Source organism: Colwellia sp. 12G3 (assembly GCF_002836775.1).
GTDB lineage: Bacteria > Pseudomonadota > Gammaproteobacteria > Enterobacterales > Alteromonadaceae > Colwellia.
The window spans coordinates 16,611-36,817 of record NZ_PJAQ01000010.1; the positions used below are offsets into that span (position 1 = coordinate 16,611).

Sequence of the window (20,207 nt, forward strand, 5' to 3'; positions counted from 1 at the left end):
GTTTTTAGTCATAGTTGATACCTAAACACTAATTCACCAAAATGTTCCGGTCTATGATAATCGGGGTCAATTACCTCAATATTATTCCATACCGCGTATTGCGGCTGTGTTCTACCACCACAACGATAGAAGTTGGCATACCATTTATCTTTATTGACTTTCTCGCCAGTGAGTTGCTCAATAGCAGTAAAAGGCAGTGCTATTTCTACTATCCATTGGCTATCTTCTTCACTTTCAAGTTTAACAGGGCTTTTCATAGCAAGGTTAAGACTGCTTTTACACTGTATTAAGCTGGCTGCTTCTATGCTGATAAATTGACGGCTTTCACGGCCAGCACCATAGGCTAAGTGTAAAGTACCGCAACAATTGACCTCTAAATTGACATAACTACTGCCAAGTACGCCTGAAGGGCTAAAGAAAAATTCAACACAAGAGTCTTCGCAAATGAGCATATGGTTGAGCTCGGTTTGCTTGGCAAAACTGTAGTTGTCTTGCGCAATTATTTGAATGAATAAAGTCTCGTTATTGGCGCTAAGTTTAACTTGGGTGTTTTGTTTATTACCTGCTTGGTACCAGGGGAAATGGTTAACATCTATGGCTTCGATTGTTTGCCAATCAGGGCTAAAATTTTCATTGTTGTTAATCGAAACGCCTTGGTGAATAATATATTGGTTCATGGTTATCTCTTTAACGGACGCTGACTTTAATTAACTTGCGTTACTCGGGGCGACTTGCGGCTAATTATTAATTAACTTGAGTAATATTAAGCACTAATACAGTGTCTAAGGTGGTTAATTGCCATTGAATATTTAAGTCATATAAGCTCATGCCATAAATTTTATCATCAGCTTTACCTTGTTTATAGGCAGGGCGAGGGTCTTGCCGCAACACTTGCTCTATTAATAAGGCTAACTCGCTGTCACGTTGTTTATATTGCATTAGATCCGTTTGCGCTTGCTCACTAAATACAACAGATAAACCGGCTTCAGGTTGTTGCTGTGCAAAACCCGCTTCGGCATCGATAATTGCGTCAGAATAGGGCACATAAGGTTTAATATCGATAATTGGCGTGCCATTGAGTAGGTCTAACCCCGAGATATGTAAAACCGTTTGTTGTTTTTCAGTCACAACTTTATCTAATTTAACCACAGACATGCCAATGGGGTTTGGCCTAAATGTAGAACGTGTTGCTAGCACACCGGTTTTTACATTGCCGCCAAGGCGAGGTGGCCGCACCAATGGTTTCCAACCTTGCTCTTGGGTGCCATGAAAGACAAAGAGTAACCACAAATGACTAAATTGCTCTATATCACGAACCAATTCAGGATTATTGGCTTTACCAAGTAGCACTACCTTGCCTTTTGCTGCGCTGACTAAATTGGGCTGGCGAGGAATAGCAAACTTTTCTTGGTAAGGTGATTCTATAACGGCTATGGCCTCAAACTTGAAACTTTTTATATCATCAGACGTATCACATGATTTTGACATTTTATTGCTCAATTGGCTCATGTGGAGCGCCTAAGCGATAAGCTTTACCGTAACAAACAACTTGCGCGACACAGTGCTTAGTTTCTATATCCACACAACTGGTAAAGATGACAGCATTGGCCTGTTGTTTAAATGCGGCTTGTCTTGCTTGGGTGCGAGCATTAACGTCATCAGGTGGCGCTAAGTGTGGCTCCTTTTGGCAATCATCGCCTTCAACTAAACCAACATACTGAAAGCTGGACATAAACTCAGTTTCATCTTTAAAAACTTTCACTTTACTGGCACTAAAATATTCCTTGGCACTGTCAGCTTTAACGTTACTTTCAAAAGTATAATTACCACTACAGCTAGCTAGTAATGGCAGTGCTATGAAAAACGATAACGTTGTAGATATTTTCTTAGTTATTTTATTTTGCATGAGAGGTTTCCTGAACGTTAGCTTTTTTGGAAAGATCTAAAAAGGTATTAGGTTTTTTACCTGCTATCCAATAGTGGAACAACTGGTCAATAGTATAATTTTTTTGCATCATGAAAATCCAGTTGCGCAGGTAAATTTCAAAGGCATTATCATCGGTATTAATGGCAAAAGCCATTGACAGTTCAGGCCTAGCTGGCTTGGGAACAATAACGGTATATTCTGGGTTTATCAGGGTCCAGGCTGATGCCGTTGCTGCGCCAAAAAGCATGGCATCAATGTGTTGGTACTTTTCTTTAAAAAACAATCGAGGTGTAGATATTTCCCATGCGGTTGCGTTTTTAAAATAGCGGCGGACAAGATTCTCACTGTAAAAAATCTCAGGAATGCCAATGATTAAATCTTCTTGCGCAAAAATATTCTGCCAATCAGTAAACTCTTTACGTCGCTCTTCTTTAACTAGAAACGCCATTGTTTGGCTTGAATAAGGCACTGTTAAGGTATATTTTTTCATATTCTTGGGTGTTACGGGCATGCCCGTGGTCATGTCTAAATAGCCAGAGGAGAGCAACTGTTTTGCTTGATTGTGGTAAATACGGACAAATTCGATTGAAACGCCTAAGTCATCGGCTAATAAATTGATGATTTCAATATCAAAACCAACAAGTTTTCCTTCATTGTTATGAAAACTGTAAGGTAAATCATCACGAAAATATCCCACCCGAATAAAACCACGCTGAGTAATTCTTGCTAAAACAGGTAGGTTAAGCATTGTTTTGTCAACGCTCAATTCTGGCTCAGCTAATACCTTGGCTTTTACATCAAGTAGCATAAAGTCTCGTTTTATAAATTTACTATAGCCTTGGTATTGGTACGTGATGGCATCAAAAGTAAAACGTAACGCAACAAACGCTACGATAGAGATAATTGGTAATATCGTTAAGTAGAGACTAAATGAACGCCATTTAAAGGTAAATTTTTTCAACATACTGGTGGCAATGAGTAATACCAAACTAACAGAAAAAATAACACTAAGTAGCGCACTAAGACGGCCAACTATGATGTTTTCAGCGACCAAAAACAAATCGAATAAGGAGCTAGGCACATTAAAAATATCTAACAAATTAGGAATAGCTAAAGTCGTTGTACCAAATAATTGCGGAATGCCAGCGACTAATAATTGTAGGTAATCGCTACTATTAACTTGTGAACCTGAAAACCAAGCGGCAAATAAAGTAAATAATAAGGCTAAGAGTTTTCCGCCAACGGGCAAGCTGAAACTGATTGGCACAATTATGCTGGGCATATTACTCACGTCTGCTTTTATTGTTTTATTACCATTTTCAGCAGAGGGCATTTGCTCGATAAGTCGTTTCATTTGTTCAACAATAATAGGGATAACAATAAAGAAACTCCCCGTGGCAAAAGCGGTGATCATCGCTTCGCGTGTACTCTTTAATATCTGGCGGTAACTAAAGGGCGTAATGGTAGCCACAATGGCTGGCAGTACGATGAACGTCAGTAAGAACACTAAAACCGCGGCGGTAACAATATAGACTTGTAATCCGTCAAGTTGTTCACTGTTTATCGTTGCTGCAGCACGTTGAGCAATACAAAATATGCCAACAGGGGCAAAGCGCATCACCATGCTGCTTACATTAACAACAGCTTTATTCAAACCATTTAAGACCGACAAGGTGTGCTTTTTAACTTTTACCTGCATCAAGCCAATACCCATAAAAATACTGAACAGCACTACACTGGGAATTAAGCCGTTCGCTAAGGCATAAAAAGGGTTTGTCGGGATAAACAGTGAAATAATATCAAATTCTGGTGTGGTGCTTATGGTATTAAGACTATAAAAATCAGCACTCTTCCAGCTCGGGAAAGATATGGGGGCAAGTAATATAAAGGTTATTACAACAGCCAATAACGCCATCAAAATTATGAGGGTTATTTTTAAGGTGTTAGTGACTTTTAGTGGCGATAAACTACCAATACCGACAATAAGTGATAGGGCAATGTAGGGAAGGGCTGTCATCTGTAACAGCATGACAAAAGCATTGGCTAATTCATTAACACCGACATATACGTAAGAAGATAAGCTACCTAACACTAAACCTATCATCATGGCTAATAGGATGCGCGAGGATGATGGTATTTTACTCATTAAATGATTTAGCTTCGTGAACATGTGCTTATACCTATTTTCACCAGTTAATTTATTGATCGCTAAAACCGCTAATTATTTGATTACGTCTTCAGATTTTATTAGTTTTTATAAACAAGAAAAGGCATCACTGCTAATGATACCTTTTCAAATCGTTAAACCTAGTATGTAAATAACTGTTTGAGTTATTTAACGCGCATACCCGCTACAGCACCATCATCTGGATTTAATATCCACAAGTCTTTATCGCCAGGGCCAGCAGCTAATACCATACCTTCAGACATGCCAAAGCGCATTTTACGTGGCGCTAAATTAGCAACCATCACCGTATGTTTGCCAATCAAATCTTCAGGATTGTAAGCTGATTTGATGCCTGCAAATACTTGACGAGTTTCGGTACCTTCTTCATTCAATGCTAAGGTTAATTGTATTAATTTATCAGCCTTTTCAACATGCTCAGCATTAATTATTTTAACAATACGTAAATCGATTTTAGCAAAATCATCAAAGCCAATTTCTTCAGAAATCGGGTCTGCTGCTAGAGGATCAGCCAATGCAGCTGAGTTATCGACTACTTTACTCGGTTTAGCTGCTTTCTTTTTATTGGCTGGTTTTTTCTCTTCTTCTGCAGCGCCGGCTAAGCTATCTTTTGACGCATCAGTCATAGCATTAACTTTATCCATATCAACACGTTGTAACAACGCTTTGAATTTATTGATTTTATGGTCAGTTAATAAGGTTTTGTGTCCTTCCCAAACTAGCTCATCATTTAAGAAAGCAGCAGTACTATCGGCAAGTACAGGTAGCACTGGTTTCAAATAGATCATTAAAGTACGGAACATATTGATACCTAATGAACAGATATCATGTACTTCTTGTTGCTTAGTTTCGTCTTTAACAAGCTGCCATGGTTCTTTAATGGCGATATATTCATTTACTTTATCAGCAAGTGCCATGATTTCGCGCATACCACGACCGAAATCACGTGATTCATAATGGGCAGCAATGCTATCGCCTGCAGCCATAACTTCGTCAGCTAGGGCTTGATCATCAACATTAGTTGATAACATGCCATCGAAACGTTTGGTGATGAAACTTGCACAACGAGAAGCGATATTAACTACTTTACCCACTAAATCAGAGTTAACGCGTTGGACGAAATCTTCAAGATTTAAATCTAAATCATCAATTTTATGCGTTAATTTAGTCGCGTAGTAATAACGTAAGTATTCAGGGTTTAAATGCGCTAAATAGGTATTGGCTTTAATAAACGTACCTTTTGATTTAGACATTTTTTCGCCGTTTACGGTAACAAAACCATGAGCGAAAACAGCGGTAGGTTTACGGAAATCCGCGCCTTCTAACATTGCTGGCCAAAATAGGCTGTGAAAATTAATAATGTCTTTACCGATAAAATGGTATAGCTCAGCGTCTGAATCTTTATTCCAGAAGCTGTCAAAGTCGATGCTTGAGTCTCTATCACATAGGTTTTTAAAGCTGCCCATATAACCAATAGGCGCGTCTAGCCAAACATAGAAGAATTTGCCCGGAGCATTCGGTATTTCAAAACCAAAGTAAGGCGCGTCGCGGCTAATATCCCACTGCTTTAAGCCTTGTTCGAACCATTCAGTAAGTTTATTCGCTACTTCTTCTTGCAATGAGCCGCTGCGTATCCACTCTGCTAACATGGTTTCAAAAGCAGGTAAGTCGAAGAAGTAATGCTCAGAATCTTTTAATACTGGTGTAGCACCTGAAATAGCAGAACGTGGATTAAGCACTTCTGTTGGTAAATAAGTTGCGCCACAGTTGTCACAGCTATCACCATTTTCATCTTCACTTTTACACTTTGGACAAGTACCTTTTACAAAGCGGTCAGCTAAGAACATACCTTTTTCAGGATCATATAACTGAGAAATAGTACGGGTTTTAATATGACCTTTCGCATGCAAACTGTTGTAAATTCTTTCAGAGTACTCTTTGTTTTCATCGCTATGCGTTGTGTGGTAATTATCAAAGCTAATGTGGAAATCACTAAATTCTTTAATACGCTCTTCACGCACACCTTTGATCATTTCTTCCGGTGTTATGCCCAGCTCTTGCGCTTTAAGCATAATCGGTGTGCCATGGGCATCATCAGCACAGACAAAATACGTTTCATGTCCACGCATTCGTTGAAAACGTACCCAAATATCGGTTTGAATATGCTCTAACATATGGCCTAAATGGATAGAACCATTTGCATAAGGAAGGGCACAAGTAACTAGAATTTTGCGCTTTTCTGGTGAAGAATGCGATGCAGCGTTTGATGTAGCTTCAGATAAAGTAGTGTCAGACATGAAAAATAGTTGTTTTTAATGGTAATAATGTTGGCAATAGTACAGAATTTAGCAATGATTTTCATTAGTTGAATGCAACTAATTTCCTATTTTTTTTATATTCTTTTATACAAGGTCTCCAAATTACTATGTTTAGTAAAAAATTTGGTCAAATTTTCTCGAAATCCACGTCTAAAACTGACGTGAAATCAAATGGTGAAGCACTTAATGTCGCTGAAATTGAAGAACTTATTAAAGAGTCGTTAACGCATTATATTTCAGACAATTTCCCACAAGGTGTGCTCGCTGTTTGTCAGCAATTTAGCGTTACTCAAAATAACAAGCTAAAGAAAAATGTTATTATCAACCTCATCATGCCATTTGTCTGCCAAGGCGAGTTAGATTTACTTGCGCAAACGTTAACTGAGCATTTAGCTTGTAAAGTCAAAATTAAGGTCGAGTTAGCGATAAAACCCGTTCGTCAGTTTTCCCTCGGAAAAGCTCAAGAGAGTAGCGGCCAAGGAAGGGTTGCCAATATTATCGCTATTGCGTCGGGCAAAGGTGGAGTAGGTAAGTCGACGACTACAGTTAATTTGGCTTATGCTTTAATGGCAGAAGGCGCAAGAGTGGGCATTTTAGATGCGGATATATACGGTCCATCAATTCCCTCTATGCTTGGTCTCAAAGATGAAAAGCCAAGCTCTAATGATGGTAAGCTGATGACTCCGCTTTATGCTAAAGGCTTGAGTGCCATGTCTATCGGCTTTTTAGTTGATGAAGCCGATGCTACTGTTTGGCGAGGTCCTATGGCCAGTACTGCTTTTAATCAATTATTAAACGAAACTGATTGGCCAGCGCTCGATTATCTACTCATTGATATGCCGCCCGGTACGGGCGATATTCAATTAACCTTGGCACAAAAAGTACCCGTGGCAGCAGCTGTCATTGTTACCACACCACAAGATATTGCCTTAATTGATGCCGTAAAAGGTATTGCCATGTTCGATAAAGTTAAAGTGCCGGTATTAGGTATTATAGAGAATATGAGTTACCACTTATGCGAAAACTGTGGACATCAAAGTCATATCTTTGGTGAGGCGGGTGGCAAGCACATGGCAGAAGATCAGGAGACAGTGCTATTGGGGCAATTACCTTTGGATATCGCTATTCGCCAAGATGCTGATTTTGGTGAATCTGACATAATTGAAAATAGCGCTGGTGAAATAGCTAACCATTACCGTAAAATAGCCCGAAATGTTTCGGCGCAATTATTTTTACAATGTGACAATGCCAGCCCGCTAACCGCAACAATAACCACGCGTACTTAAACCAGCAAGGTTTAAGCGCAACTAAGGTAAAGACAAACCATTATGAGATTATGTGATAAAGATATAGAACAATACCTTGATGATGGAAAAATCATTATTGAGCCAAAACCTGACACTTCAATGATCTCAGGGGTTAGTGTTGATATTCGATTGGGCAATGAATTTAGAGTTTTTCAAGACCATACCGCGCCATATATTGATTTAAGTGCGCCAAAGGCTGAAGTGCAAGAAGCAATGAATTCCATCATGAGTGATGAGATTCATATCGCAGATGGTGATGCTTTCTTTTTGCATCCAGGGGAGCTGGCATTGGCAGTGACGCTTGAATCAGTGACATTACCGGATAATATTGTTGGTTGGCTTGATGGTCGTTCATCATTAGCTCGTTTAGGACTAATGGTACATGTAACCGCTCACCGGATTGATCCAGGCTGGTCTGGTCAAATTGTATTAGAATTTTATAACAGCGGTAAATTACCGTTAGCACTTCGCCCACAAATGAAAATAGCTGCATTAAACTTTGAAACTATGTCATCGAGCGCCGCACGTCCTTATAACAAGCGAAAAGACGCTAAATATAAAGACCAAAAAGGTGCTGTTGCTAGTCGAATTAGCCAAGACGATAACGAATAAAAAATTATATTCGTTATCGTATCAATAGTAATAGTAAGAAAAATAGCGAGCAGTTAGCTCGCTATTTCTATTTTTACTGGACTAGAAATTTGGTTTACGCAGGTTTCTAATGCATGAATAAGTTTTTCATTATCATGATGGTGTGGGACTTTATTATGACTTAAGTCTTGGCAAATGATTTTAACTTGGTCTGAACTGATACTTTCATCTTGGCAAATAACACTGTCAATCGGCAAGCAACCAATATTACTTTTAATCCAATCCAGTTTTTCATCTAATGTCAATTTCGCGGCAGGGCTCTTCTCAGCCACTATATTGTCAATAAAAACACAATGTCCTTTTCGCTTATCTAATGCTTTCGCTATATCTCTCACTAAAAGAGGAGGCACAACACTGGTTAAGAAACTACCGGGTCCTAGAATGATTAGGTCAGCACTCTCAATTGCATCAATACAAGACTTCACAGCCTTAACTAATGGCGCTAACATTAAATCGGTAGGCATTATTGGCATTTCGTCAACAGAGAGTTCTCCGAGGCGACAACGTCCCTCAGGATAGAAAGCCATTAAGTCTGTAGGTGTTTCAGACATAGGTAATACTTGCGTTTTGACTCGCAATATACGGCGCACTAGTTTGATGGAGTCCATAGGACTTGATTGTACTTTGCCTAGTCCGTAGAGAATTAAGTTACCCAGGTTATGCCCACCAAGCTCATCATTACCTTCAAAACGAAAATTAAATAGCTGGCTACCAATTGAATTCTCATCGACTAACTGGGTCAAACAGTTACGTAAATCACCCCATGCAATTGTACTACTTCTTTTTCTTAATCGACCCGTTGAACCACCATTATCTGTGGTGGTCACAATACCAGTGAGTTTATTACCCATAAAGGAGAGGGTGGATAATACACGACCTAAACCGTGTCCGCCGCCAATCGCGACTATGTTAAGTTTTTTGAGCTGCATACGGTTTACTACTTCATTAATGTATGGCTAAGTACGGTAAACCATACCGTTAAATGGCAAAAAAATAAAGTAACTAACCATATGGACAACAATATTCTTATATTGGATGGTGAAATAGCATTAATTAAGATAGGCATGTTACTGAAAATATAATAGTAGGTTTATAGCTGGTTAATAATTATACTGCCATTACAGTTAGTTAGTCTAAATTAGATAATAAATAACCATGTTGGTCATTGTGCGATCAGTTGATGCGTTTTTTACTAATTAAATGCTGTTTTTTACAAATAAGTGTTGACAGTTTCTTAGCTGCTGCTTAGAATGCGCCTCGTTTTCAGCAAGTGTTAGGTCCACTGGTTGAGAGCGTGTTTGATAGCTATTAGGCCAGTTATTGAACGACTCGAATAATTCGGGGCTATAGCTCAGCTGGGAGAGCGCTTCGCTGGCAGCGAAGAGGTCTGCGGTTCGATCCCGCATAGCTCCACCATATTAGGTTTTTTGTTTAGGTTAACTCTTGAGTTGGCATTTACAAAAAATAGATAGTTTAATTGGTTTGTTAATATTATTTATAATGTAAACAACTAATTTGTGTCCCTATCGTCTAGAGGCCTAGGACACCGCCCTTTCACGGCGGTAACAGGGGTTCGAATCCCCTTAGGGATGCCACTATTTCTTTGTCACTTTCATTATATGAATGTGATGAAGACAATTAAGTTGCTTAAACTTATAAAAAATTAAGCGCTGTTCTAATTTAGCGATTAGCTAAATATTGTGTCCCTATCGTCTAGAGGCCTAGGACACCGCCCTTTCACGGCGGTAACAGGGGTTCGAATCCCCTTAGGGATGCCACTTTATTCATTCTTTTAAGTGTGATAAAAGAGAGCATTAATAAGTTGCTTAAACTTATAAAAAATTAAGCGCTGTTCTAATTTAGCGATTAGCTAAATATTGTGTCCCTATCGTCTAGAGGCCTAGGACACCGCCCTTTCACGGCGGTAACAGGGGTTCGAATCCCCTTAGGGATGCCACTTTATTCATACTTTTAAGCGTGATAAAAGAGAGCATTAATAAGTTACTTAGACTTATAAAAAATTAAGTATGTTCTGAATTTAGCTTTTAGCTAGTTCTGTGTCCCTATCGTCTAGAGGCCTAGGACACCGCCCTTTCACGGCGGTAACAGGGGTTCGAATCCCCTTAGGGATGCCACTTTTATCCTTCTTTTGTATAAAGGGAACGATGAGAGGAGCATGCAGTTATCTTATTACTGTTTTAAAATAAGAAATTAGAGTTTCAGTTTTTTAAGAGTCTTCTATAATTGACCTTGATAAAACTGAATCAGCAGAGTGATCTGCTAGATAGTTTGAAATGACTTGGCATTAGCTAATTCAATCAGTGTCCCTATCGTCTAGAGGCCTAGGACACCGCCCTTTCACGGCGGTAACAGGGGTTCGAATCCCCTTAGGGATGCCACTTTCTTTTGATTGATTAAAAGAACAGTGAACTATATGAGAAAACCCACGCAATATGTAAATATTGCGTGGGTTTTTTTTTACTTGATTTTTAGCTTTTGATTTTACTTTCTCGTTGGCACCGCTGGCTTTTCAATTTATAGTGTTATACAAATTGACTTATATCTAATTGAAATATAATAAGGAAGTAATGTGAGCGAAATTAACTATCCAATCAAAGGGGCTTGTCAGTGTGGACAAGTGACCTATCAATTATTTGCTGCGCCACTTATGGTGGCAGCTTGTCATTGCCGTCAATGTCAAAAACTTTCTACAAGTGCATTTAGTATTACTGCTGTAGTTAACCTTAGCGATATAGAGTTTTCTGGAGAAATGTCTGACTGGAGCCGGTTGGCTGATAACGGTAATACCAATGGGGCAAAGTTCTGTCCTTGTTGTGGTAACCGTATTTACCATTTTAATCCTAATTATCCCGATAAAATAAAATTAAAACCGAGTACTTTAGAAGACACCAGAGTGATACAACCAAGTATGCATATATGGACCAGTGAAAAACAAGCGTGGTTCAAGCTTCCTGTCGACTTACCCTCTTATGAAAAACAACCATTTTAATACTTTAGTGTATTAACTGATAAGGAATATAACGTGTTAAATGGTATTCATCATGTGGCAATTATCTGCTCAGATTATGAGAAGTCTAAAGATTTTTATACTCGGATATTAGGTTTAAAAGTAATCGCAGAAAATTATCGAGTTGCTCGTGATTCTTTTAAATTAGATTTAAGGCTACCAGATGGTAGTCAAATCGAGTTGTTTTCTTTTCCTAATGCTCCCGAAAGACCTAGCCAACCTGAAGCCCAAGGGCTTAGACATCTGGCTTTTAATGTTGAAAGTGTCGAGCAGGTTTGTCAATATTTAATAAGCCGTGGTGTAGACGTTGAGCCCATTAGAGTCGATGAGTATACCGGTAAACAGTTTACCTTTTTTAATGATCCTGATGGCTTGCCTTTAGAATTATATCAGCAGAATTAATTAAAATGATGAAGTTTGAGACCTCCTTAGTCATAGTGGAACAATAAGAGGAAATACAATGACAGTGCAAGAAATTATCGATTTTTGGTTTAAAGAAATAGAGCCTGCTCGTTGGTGGATTAAAGACACATCGTTTGATAATGATATTACAGTTAAATTTCTGCAAGTACATGAAGCAGCGAAACAATGTGAATTAGTACAATGGCGTGAAACAGCCTCAGGCCGACTTGCCGAAATCATTGTATTGGATCAGTTTTCACGGAACATGTTTCGAGATACCCCGCAAGCTTTTGCTTATGACGGGATCGCTTTAGCACTAGCTCAAGAAGCTATTGCCTTGGGCGAAGATAAAAAACTTAGCCCAATAGAGAGAAGCTTTTTGTATATGCCTTTTATGCACAGTGAGTCATTAGTTATTCATGAAACAGCTGTAACGCTTTATAGAGCCAATGGCATAGCTAACAATGTTGAGTTTGAGCTGAAACATAAAGAGATTATTGAACGCTTTGGCCGCTATCCGCATCGTAATAACATCCTAAATCGGGAATCAACAGCTGAAGAAGTTATGTTTTTAAGCCAACCTAACTCCTCATTTTAATATTTTATTGCTCAGTGCAAAAAAGAAAAACCAGTATTACTGATTACCCACAGGGGAAACTCCCTACGGGAGGGTATTAAATGGCTAAGAACCGCGTTATTTATTTTAACCATATAATACCAATTTGATTAAATTTCTTCCCAACTCAGAGCTCTGCTCGATGTTCAATAACAAGGAAAATTTGTTTCGGTTTAGTCATTCTAAATCAAATAAACTTAACGATGTTAGTGGACATCGAGAAAGCTCCCAGAGGGCGAGTTTAAAAGGTTTACATGCTGCGTTATTGATTTTGACAAGGAAATAACCATTATCTTCAATCAATGCCTTGCCTCTAAGCCTTTTAATTCTCGCTGAGTGAGAAAGAACTTAATCAACTTGGTATAATGACTATGCTTAAGATAAATGTCTTGTATTTGACCCGGTAAATTCCCGCTAAAATCATGTGTCTCCTATGGGGTTGGGTATATAGCCTATTAATAGGCTACTTGCTTTAGGCTTTGATTTACCGACCCATTTATCATTTTTATTGTCTTATCCCTTCGATCCGAAATGTTTACACTAAATTTCATAGTGAAAATTAATTGTCGACAATTATACTTAAGTCTACTTGAATAATTCATAAATTAAGATATTATTGATTTATATTATTGTGTTTGTCGACAATCTTGTTGTCTTGATAAACATCCTTAACGAATATATTTAGGTTTACACGACAAATTATGTTTTTACAAAACCCAACAAAACAAGCGGCAATTACCACGGCTGATAAGGTCTTTGAACAGCTTCAACATGCCATTGTTGAAGGTGATATGACTGCGGGTAGCAAAATAAGTGAACCTGAACTTGCCAAACGCTATGAAATAAGCCGTTCAACCTTACGTGAAGCGTTAAACCGTTTAGAGAAATGTCATCTGATTGAGCGCAAAGCTAATGTAGGCTCACGCGTTGTTGATTGCACTATTGAAGGGTTACTTGAGTTATATATTACCCGAGAAGCGCTCGAAGGTATGGCATGTCGTCAAGCAGCACTAAATATGACCGATGAAGAGATCGCATATATGCAGGATATGTTAGCGAAACATGCGGGTGATAAAGCGTTGCAAGATGGCATTGCTTATTACCAAGAAGAAGGTGATGTTGATTTTCACTATAAAGTTATTCTTGGTAGTCATAATCAGCAGCTGATCAATCTTATTTGTGATCAGTTATATCACTTAGTTCGCATGTATCGTTGTCAGTTTGGTATGTATAGCCCAAGAGCAACACGTGCTTTTACCGAACACTCAAATATTATTCAAGCAATCTGTGATAGAGACGGAGAACTAGCCGAACTATTAATGCGTCGCCATATCGCGGCATCACGAAAAAACATCGAAAATAAAATCGCTTTACAAAAAGCTACACAAAAATCTGAGGAGCTCTAAAATGTCAAAACAACATGTTTCACCGGGTAAGAAATTTCGTCTAGCGCTAGAAAATAATAAACCTCTGCAAGTAGTCGGTACGATAAACGCTTATTGCGCGATGATGGCAGAGCAACTTGGCCACCAAGCTATTTATTTATCGGGTGGCGGGGTTGCTAATGCATCTTACGGTTTACCAGATTTAGGGATGACGTCACTTAATGATGTTATTGCTGACGTACAAAGAATTACCGGCGCTTCAAGCCTACCTTTACTGGTAGATATTGATACGGGTTGGGGTGGGGCGTTTAATATTGCTAAAACTATTCGAGATATGGAAAAAGCCGGAGCAGCTGCCGTTCATTTGGAAGATCAAGTGGCACAAAAGCGTTGTGGCCATCGTCCGAATAAAGAGATCGTAACAACACAAGAAATGGTTGACCGTATTAAGGCTGCGGTAGATGCACGTATAGACAGTGACTTCTTTATTATGGCTCGTACAGACTCTTTTGCACAAGAAGGGCTGGAATCTGCCATTGAACGTGCTAAAGCCTATGTTGCTGCGGGTGCTGATGGTATTTTTGCCGAAGCGATTCAAACACAAGAACATTATGAAGCTTTCACCAAGGCTCTTGATGTACCTGTTCTTGCCAATATCACTGAATTTGGGCAAACAGAGCTTTGGAATAAAGAACAATTAGGTGAGTGGGGATGTGCGATGGTGCTTTATCCATTATCAGCATTTCGTGCTATGAATAAAGCGGCTGAGTCTGTTTATAAAACACTCTTAAATGATGGTGACCAAAAAGCTGAAATTGATAACATGCAAACGCGTATGGATTTATATGACTACCTTGGTTATCACGACTACGAACAAAAGCTTGATTCGCTCTTTGCTGAAGAAAAGGCTCAAGAAAAAACACACAAATAATCAGTTGTTCTACTGAACCAAAGAGTACTGTAAGTACCAATACGTTCGGTAGAATGGATAAAAAATCGTTATACATATTATCAGATGAGGAAAGGATTATGACCGGTACAACAGCAGAGAAAAGTGTCGTTAGCAAACCAGCAAATACTGCAGGACTTCGCGGACAAAGTGCAGGTGAAACAGCACTTTGTACTGTAGGTAAATCAGGCTCAGGCTTAACTTATTGTGGTTATGATGTGGCTGATCTTGCCGAAAACTCAACGTTTGAAGAAGTAGCGTACTTACTTTTTAATGGTGAATTACCAAACCAAGCGCAATTAGATACATATAAGTCAGCATTAAAATCAATGCGTGACTTACCTGCAGCGGTAAAAGCGGTATTAAAGCTTATCCCTAAAGATACTCATCCTATGGATGTAATGCGTACGGGTTGTTCTGTTTTGGGCAATATTGAGCCTGAAAATGACTTCTCAGAGCAAAACCAAGCAGCAAACCGTTTGTTAGCCGCTTTCCCCGCAATTATGTGTTATTGGTATAAGTATTCACATGATGGTGTTGAAATAGACTGTATGACTAATGAAGATTCATTAGGTGGACACTTTTTACGTTTATTGAACCAAGAAGAGCCTTCTGAGCAACATAAGCGTGTAATGGATGTGTCATTGATTTTATACGCAGAGCATGAATTTAACGCCTCTACATTTACTGCCCGTGTTTGTGCATCAACATTATCAGATATGTTCTCCTGTATCACCGGTGCTATTGGTACTTTACGTGGACCACTTCATGGTGGGGCAAACGAAGCTGCAATGGATATGATTGAAAAATTCAAGTCACCTGCAGATGCTAAAGAGCAAATGGCTGGTATGTTAGCGCGTAAAGAAAAAATCATGGGCTTTGGTCACGCGATTTACCGTACATCCGATCCACGTAATACCGTAATCAAAGCATGGTCTGAAAAATTAGCAGCTGAGAATGGCGACACGTCTTTATATGACATTTCAGTGGCGTGTGAAGAGTTTATGTGGGACACCAAAAAGTTATTCTGTAACGCTGATTTTTTCCACGCTTCGACGTATAACTACATGGGCATTCCAACTAAATTATTTACACCTATCTTTGTGTGTTCACGTTTGACCGGTTGGGCTGCTCATGTAATGGAACAGCGTTCTAATAACCGTATAATACGCCCGAGTGCAGACTACATCGGCAGCGAACCACGTAAGGTTTCTCTTATCTCTGAGAGGTAGGAGAGACTTGTTATTTGCCACAACTTCATCGTCAGAAAGTCATTACATATAAAGATAGTCACATATCTTTATATGCTCATACTTTCTTCCTTGAATTCGTGGCAAATTCCGTCGTCTAATTGCACTTAAAGATTTAAACAAGATAAGTGATTTATTAATTGTTTATTTGACTACTGTTTGTTAAAGATATTTCCTGGAATAACTTATGAATTACCAATACCGAAAACCGCTACCTGGTTATAAAGAGAATGGCTCGACGATAGATTTTTTTGATACACGTGAAGCGATCGAAACAATTAAACCAGGCGCTTACGCTAAATTACCTTACACGTCACGTGTACTTGCTGAGCAATTAGTGCGTAAATGTGATCCTGCGACCCTTACCGATTCATTAAAGCAAATTATTGAAGTGAAGCAAGACCTTGATTTTCCTTGGTATCCGGCACGTGTTGTTTGTCATGATATTTTAGGTCAAACCGCCTTAGTTGATTTAGCGGGTCTTCGTGATGCTATTGCGGAACAAGGTGGTGACCCTGCCAAAGTTAACCCTGTTGTGCCGACACAGCTTATTGTTGACCATTCATTAGCTGTTGAAGCGCCGGGTTTTGACCCTGAAGCGTTTGATAAAAACCGCGCAATTGAAGACCGTCGTAATGAACAGCGTTTTCATTTCATTGAGTGGACTAAAACAGCGTTTAAAAATGTTGATGTTATTCCTGCCGGTAACGGTATCATGCACCAAATCAACTTAGAGAAAATGTCGCCGGTTATTCAAGCGCGTGATGGTGTTGCTTTCCCTGATACTTGTGTTGGTACCGACAGTCATACACCGCATATTGATGCCTTGGGTGTTATTGCGATTGGAGTGGGTGGTTTAGAAGCTGAAACCGTTATGTTGGGTCGTCCATCAATGATGCGTCTACCTGATATTATTGGTGTTAAGTTAACCGGTAAACGCCAACCCGGTATTACAGCTACCGATATGGTCTTAGCTATTACAGAATTCTTACGTAATGAAAAAGTTGTTTCTGCTTATTTAGAATTCTTCGGTGAAGGCACTAAAGGTTTAACCATTGGTGACCGAGCCACTATATCAAACATGACACCAGAGTACGGTGCGTCTGCAGGGATGTTCTACATTGATGAACAAACTATTGATTATTTGAAAATTACCGGTCGTGAACCTGAGCAAGTAGCCCTAGTTGAAACGTATGCGAAACACACAGGTTTATGGGCTGATGATTTAGTTGAAGCACAATACCCGCGTGTTATTGAATTTGATTTATCAACGGTAGGTCGTAATTTAGCAGGACCTTCTAATCCACATCGTCGTTTAGCTACCGCTGACTTAGTCTCGAAAGACATTGCTAAAAATTTAGCTGTCTGTAAAGAAGATGAAGCTAATGGTCTAATGCCAGATGGCGCAGTAATTATTGCCGCTATAACGTCATGTACTAACACATCTAATCCGCGAAACGTTGTTGCTGCAGGTCTTGTGGCTAAACGCGCTAATGAATTAGGTTTAGTACGTAAACCTTGGGTTAAATCGTCATTTGCACCCGGTTCAAAAGTTGCCAAACTTTATTTAGAAGAAGCAGGTCTGCTTTCTGAAATGGAAAAATTAGGTTTTGGTATTGTAGGTTATGCTTGTACTACGTGTAACGGTATGTCGGGTGCGTTAGACCCTAAAATCCAACAAGAAATTATTGACCGCGATTTATACTCAACAGCGGTGTTATCAGGTAACCGTAACTTCGATGGTCGTATTCATCCACACGCAAAACAAGCATTTTTGGCATCACCGCCATTAGTCGTTGCTTATGCCATTGCTGGTACGATGCGTTTTGATATTGAAAGAGACGTATTAGGTCAAGATCAAAACGGTAACGATATTACCTTGAAAGATATCTGGCCATCAGATGAAGAAATCGATGCTATCGTTGCTTCATGTGTTAAACCTGAACAATTCAAGAAAATTTATACACCAATGTTCGATTTAGGCGCTTTTGAACCTGCCAAAAGTCCATTATACGACTGGGATCCTAAGAGTACTTATATCCGCCGACCTCCCTATTGGGAAGGTGCCTTAGCTGGTGTCCGTACTATGAAGGGCATGCGTCCTTTAGCGGTGTTAGGTGACAACATCACCACCGATCATTTATCACCATCAAATGCGATTCAGCTAAATAGTGCTTCAGGTGCTTACCTTGAAAAAATGGGTTTACCCGTAGAAGACTTTAATTCATACGCAACGCATCGTGGCGATCATGAAACAACGCAACGAGCAACCTTTGCTAATCCTAAATTGTTTAACGAAATGTGTCGTGACGAAAATGGCGAAGTTAAACAAGGCTCATTAGCGCGTATAGAGCCCGAAGGCACAGAGTCTCGCATGTGGGAAGCGATTGAAACTTACATGGAACGCAAACAGCCGTTAATTATTATTGCAGGTGCTGACTACGGTCAGGGATCTTCACGTGATTGGGCCGCAAAAGGTGTTCGTCTAGCGGGTGTTGAAGTGATAGTTTCACAAGGTTTCGAGCGTATTCACCGCACTAATTTGGTCGGCATGGGTGTTTTACCCCTTGAGTTTGTTAACAGTGAAACACGTCACACTTACAATATTGATGGTAGCGAAACTTATGATATTGTTGGTACTACATCACCAGGGGCAGCTATGACTGTTGTGATGACCCGTGCAAACGGTGAAATCATTGAAATTCCAGTGAAGTGTCGTTTAGATACAGCGGAAGAAGTTTCCGTTTACGATGGCGGTGGCGTGCTACAAAAGTTTGCCACCGATTTCCTTGAATCGAATGCTTAAATGGTCTTTTCGTGCTATTTCTTCGTTAGAAGTGCTCATTGACATGCGTCAACTCCGCGCTTCCGCCTTGAACTAGCACAAAAAGCCTGCTTTATTCATTCAGATTCACAGAGTTTAATTAATTTAAAAGGCACATTTCGATGTGTCTTTTTTATAAAATATTAAGAAAGAGGATAAGTAAATGACAACAGTACATAAACCTCAAATAAAAGTGCCGGCTACTTATATGCGTGGCGGCACTTCGAAAGGTGTATTTTTTAATTTAACCGATTTACCTGAGAGTTGTCAGCAAGCGGGTAGTGCACGTGATGAATTGTTATTACGCGTCATTGGCAGCCCAGATCCATACGGAAAACAAACCGATGGCATGGGCGGAGCAACGTCTAGTACCAGTAAAACCGTGATATTGGCACAATCAACACAAACTGACCATGATGTTGATTATTTATTTGGTCAAGTGGCTATCGATAAAGCGTTTGTAGATTGGTCGGGTAATTGCGGAAACTTAACAGCTGCGGTTGGCAGCTTTGCTATTAGCTCAGGCTTAGTCAGTGCAGACAGAATACCTGATAACGGCATTTGTGAAGTGCGAATTTGGCAAAAAAACATCAGTAAAACAATTATCGCCCATGTACCAATGACTAACGGTGAAGTACAAGAAACCGGTGATTTTGAACTTGATGGCGTCACTTTTCCTGCAGCTGAAGTGAAAGTTGATTTTGTAGCACCTGTAGATCCATCTGAAGCGATGTTTCCTACGGGCAATTTAGTTGATGATCTTGTTGTACCTGATATTGGCACGTTTAAAGCGACTATGATCACAGCAGGTATTCCAACCATCTTCTTAAATGCAGAAGAAATAGGGTATACAGGTACAGAGCTGCAAGAAGCCATTAATGGTGATGAAAAAGCATTAGCACGTTTTGAAACTATTCGTGCTTATGGGGCAGTAAAAATGGGCTTAATTAGTGATATTTCTGAAGCAGCCTCTCGTCAACATACCCCTAAAGTAGCGTTTGTTGCGCCAACACAAGCGTATACCTCTTCAAGTGGCAAAAATATTTCTGCCAGCGAGATTGATTTGCACGTACGTGCACTGTCAATGGGTAAGTTGCATCATGCCATGATGGGCACTGCGGCTGTTGCCATTGGTACTGCTGCCGCTATTCCAGGCACACTAGTAAATTTAGCTGCTGGCTCAGGAGAAAGGAGCGCGGTAACTTTTGGTCACCCCTCAGGTACACTAAAAGTCGGCGCACAAGCTGAATGTATTAGTGGTAACTGGACTGTGAAAAAAGTAAGCATGAGCCGAAGTGCACGTGTATTGATGGAAGGTTGGGTGAGGGTGCCTGTATCCTCTGAATAGAAAGAAAATTGAATAGA

16 protein-coding genes and 6 tRNA genes are annotated in these 20,207 nt (G+C 39.6%); 16 read left to right on the top strand and 6 right to left on the bottom strand.

What is annotated here, in order from left to right; genetic code table 11:
* Positions 1–8 precede the first annotated feature (8 nt).
* The 5 genes from CXF71_RS04125 to metG all read right to left on the bottom strand — a co-directional run bounded on the left by CXF71_RS04125 (position 9) and on the right by metG (position 6,409).
* A complete protein-coding gene (locus tag CXF71_RS04125; protein ID WP_101231720.1) occupies positions 9–677 on the bottom strand; it encodes a carbohydrate-binding family 9-like protein in 669 nt (222 codons plus the stop codon).
* Between the two features lie 67 nt (positions 678–744).
* Positions 745–1,509: a tRNA (N6-threonylcarbamoyladenosine(37)-N6)-methyltransferase TrmO gene (gene tsaA, locus CXF71_RS04130; RefSeq protein WP_332871767.1), complete on the bottom strand. Its 765-nt coding sequence runs from the start codon at positions 1,507–1,509 to the stop codon at positions 745–747.
* On the bottom strand, positions 1,490–1,906 hold the full coding sequence (gene rcsF / locus CXF71_RS04135; RefSeq protein ID WP_101231721.1) for an Rcs stress response system protein RcsF: 417 nt from the start codon (positions 1,904–1,906) through the stop codon (positions 1,490–1,492). Before rcsF ends, tsaA begins: the two co-directional genes overlap by 20 nt.
* Positions 1,896–4,097, bottom strand: coding sequence for a cation:dicarboxylate symporter family transporter (locus CXF71_RS04140; RefSeq protein ID WP_101231722.1), 2,202 nt, complete (start codon positions 4,095–4,097; stop codon positions 1,896–1,898). Before CXF71_RS04140 ends, rcsF begins: the two co-directional genes overlap by 11 nt.
* A 161-nt stretch (positions 4,098–4,258) precedes the next feature.
* Positions 4,259–6,409 carry a methionine--tRNA ligase gene (gene metG / locus CXF71_RS04145; RefSeq protein WP_101231723.1) on the bottom strand — a complete coding sequence of 717 codons (2,151 nt, stop codon included), beginning with the start codon at positions 6,407–6,409 and terminating at the stop codon, positions 4,259–4,261.
* Positions 6,410–6,537: 128 nt separating this feature from the next.
* Between metG and apbC the strand changes: the two genes are divergently transcribed.
* The gene (gene apbC / locus CXF71_RS04150; RefSeq protein ID WP_101231724.1) at positions 6,538–7,716 is read left to right on the top strand and encodes an iron-sulfur cluster carrier protein ApbC; all 1,179 of its coding nucleotides are present in this window, start codon (positions 6,538–6,540) and stop codon (positions 7,714–7,716) included.
* Between the two features lie 42 nt (positions 7,717–7,758).
* Positions 7,759–8,349: a dCTP deaminase gene (dcd, locus tag CXF71_RS04155; protein WP_101228604.1), complete on the top strand. Its 591-nt coding sequence runs from the start codon at positions 7,759–7,761 to the stop codon at positions 8,347–8,349.
* A 53-nt stretch (positions 8,350–8,402) separates the two neighbouring features.
* On the opposite strand, the gene CXF71_RS04160 is transcribed toward dcd, so the two are convergent.
* Positions 8,403–9,317 carry a gluconeogenesis factor YvcK family protein gene (locus CXF71_RS04160; RefSeq protein ID WP_101231725.1) on the bottom strand — a complete coding sequence of 305 codons (915 nt, stop codon included), beginning with the start codon at positions 9,315–9,317 and terminating at the stop codon, positions 8,403–8,405.
* 411 nt (positions 9,318–9,728) lie between these two features.
* Between CXF71_RS04160 and CXF71_RS04165 the strand changes: the two genes are divergently transcribed.
* The 14 genes from CXF71_RS04165 (at position 9,729) to prpF (ending at position 20,190) form a co-directional block, all read left to right on the top strand.
* Positions 9,729–9,804: transfer RNA gene (locus tag CXF71_RS04165), tRNA-Ala, on the top strand.
* A 103-nt stretch (positions 9,805–9,907) separates the two neighbouring features.
* A tRNA-Glu gene (locus tag CXF71_RS04170) sits at positions 9,908–9,983 on the top strand.
* A gap of 107 nt (positions 9,984–10,090) precedes the next feature.
* Positions 10,091–10,166 (top strand) — tRNA-Glu (locus tag CXF71_RS04175).
* A 103-nt stretch (positions 10,167–10,269) separates the two neighbouring features.
* Positions 10,270–10,345 (top strand) — tRNA-Glu (locus CXF71_RS04180).
* Between the two features lie 102 nt (positions 10,346–10,447).
* Positions 10,448–10,523: transfer RNA gene (locus CXF71_RS04185), tRNA-Glu, on the top strand.
* A 188-nt stretch (positions 10,524–10,711) separates the two neighbouring features.
* Positions 10,712–10,787 (top strand) — tRNA-Glu (locus CXF71_RS04190).
* A 191-nt stretch (positions 10,788–10,978) separates the two neighbouring features.
* A complete protein-coding gene (locus CXF71_RS04195) occupies positions 10,979–11,398 on the top strand; it encodes a GFA family protein (RefSeq protein ID WP_101231726.1) in 420 nt (139 codons plus the stop codon).
* A gap of 33 nt (positions 11,399–11,431) precedes the next feature.
* Positions 11,432–11,818, top strand: coding sequence for an SMU1112c/YaeR family gloxylase I-like metalloprotein (gene gloA2 / locus CXF71_RS04200; RefSeq protein ID WP_101231727.1), 387 nt, complete (start codon positions 11,432–11,434; stop codon positions 11,816–11,818).
* Positions 11,819–11,876: 58 nt separating this feature from the next.
* Positions 11,877–12,416 carry a DUF924 family protein gene (locus tag CXF71_RS04205; protein WP_101231728.1) on the top strand — a complete coding sequence of 180 codons (540 nt, stop codon included), beginning with the start codon at positions 11,877–11,879 and terminating at the stop codon, positions 12,414–12,416.
* Positions 12,417–13,135: 719 nt separating this feature from the next.
* Positions 13,136–13,840: a GntR family transcriptional regulator gene (locus CXF71_RS04210; RefSeq protein WP_101231729.1), complete on the top strand. Its 705-nt coding sequence runs from the start codon at positions 13,136–13,138 to the stop codon at positions 13,838–13,840.
* Position 13,841: 1 nt separating this feature from the next.
* Positions 13,842–14,750 carry a methylisocitrate lyase gene (prpB, locus tag CXF71_RS04215; RefSeq protein WP_101231730.1) on the top strand — a complete coding sequence of 303 codons (909 nt, stop codon included), beginning with the start codon at positions 13,842–13,844 and terminating at the stop codon, positions 14,748–14,750.
* Positions 14,751–14,848: 98 nt separating this feature from the next.
* The gene (prpC, locus tag CXF71_RS04220; RefSeq protein ID WP_101231731.1) at positions 14,849–16,000 is read left to right on the top strand and encodes a bifunctional 2-methylcitrate synthase/citrate synthase; all 1,152 of its coding nucleotides are present in this window, start codon (positions 14,849–14,851) and stop codon (positions 15,998–16,000) included.
* Between the two features lie 205 nt (positions 16,001–16,205).
* Positions 16,206–18,824, top strand: coding sequence for a Fe/S-dependent 2-methylisocitrate dehydratase AcnD (gene acnD / locus CXF71_RS04225; RefSeq protein ID WP_101231732.1), 2,619 nt, complete (start codon positions 16,206–16,208; stop codon positions 18,822–18,824).
* A gap of 181 nt (positions 18,825–19,005) precedes the next feature.
* Complete coding sequence (gene prpF / locus CXF71_RS04230; RefSeq protein WP_101231733.1) at positions 19,006–20,190, top strand: 2-methylaconitate cis-trans isomerase PrpF; 1,185 nt, start codon at positions 19,006–19,008, stop codon at positions 20,188–20,190.
* Positions 20,191–20,207 lie beyond the last annotated feature (17 nt).

Excerpts from the sequence above, each read along its gene's own strand:
- metG (WP_101231723.1), bottom strand. The coding sequence starts at position 6,409 with ATGTCTGACACTACTTTATCTGAAGCTACATCAAACGCTGCATCGCAT.
- CXF71_RS04140 (WP_101231722.1), bottom strand. The coding sequence starts at position 4,097 with ATGTTCACGAAGCTAAATCATTTAATGAGTAAAATACCATCATCCTCG.
- CXF71_RS04210 (WP_101231729.1), top strand. The coding sequence starts at position 13,136 with ATGTTTTTACAAAACCCAACAAAACAAGCGGCAATTACCACGGCTGAT.
- prpF (WP_101231733.1), top strand. The coding sequence starts at position 19,006 with ATGACAACAGTACATAAACCTCAAATAAAAGTGCCGGCTACTTATATG.
- rcsF (WP_101231721.1), bottom strand. The coding sequence starts at position 1,906 with ATGCAAAATAAAATAACTAAGAAAATATCTACAACGTTATCGTTTTTC.
- apbC (WP_101231724.1), top strand. The coding sequence starts at position 6,538 with ATGTTTAGTAAAAAATTTGGTCAAATTTTCTCGAAATCCACGTCTAAA.
- prpB (WP_101231730.1), top strand. The coding sequence starts at position 13,842 with ATGTCAAAACAACATGTTTCACCGGGTAAGAAATTTCGTCTAGCGCTA.
- prpC (WP_101231731.1), top strand. The coding sequence starts at position 14,849 with ATGACCGGTACAACAGCAGAGAAAAGTGTCGTTAGCAAACCAGCAAAT.
- tsaA (WP_332871767.1), bottom strand. The coding sequence starts at position 1,509 with ATGAGCCAATTGAGCAATAAAATGTCAAAATCATGTGATACGTCTGAT.
- dcd (WP_101228604.1), top strand. The coding sequence starts at position 7,759 with ATGAGATTATGTGATAAAGATATAGAACAATACCTTGATGATGGAAAA.
- CXF71_RS04205 (WP_101231728.1), top strand. The coding sequence starts at position 11,877 with ATGACAGTGCAAGAAATTATCGATTTTTGGTTTAAAGAAATAGAGCCT.
- CXF71_RS04160 (WP_101231725.1), bottom strand. The coding sequence starts at position 9,317 with ATGCAGCTCAAAAAACTTAACATAGTCGCGATTGGCGGCGGACACGGT.
- acnD (WP_101231732.1), top strand. The coding sequence starts at position 16,206 with ATGAATTACCAATACCGAAAACCGCTACCTGGTTATAAAGAGAATGGC.
- CXF71_RS04125 (WP_101231720.1), bottom strand. The coding sequence starts at position 677 with ATGAACCAATATATTATTCACCAAGGCGTTTCGATTAACAACAATGAA.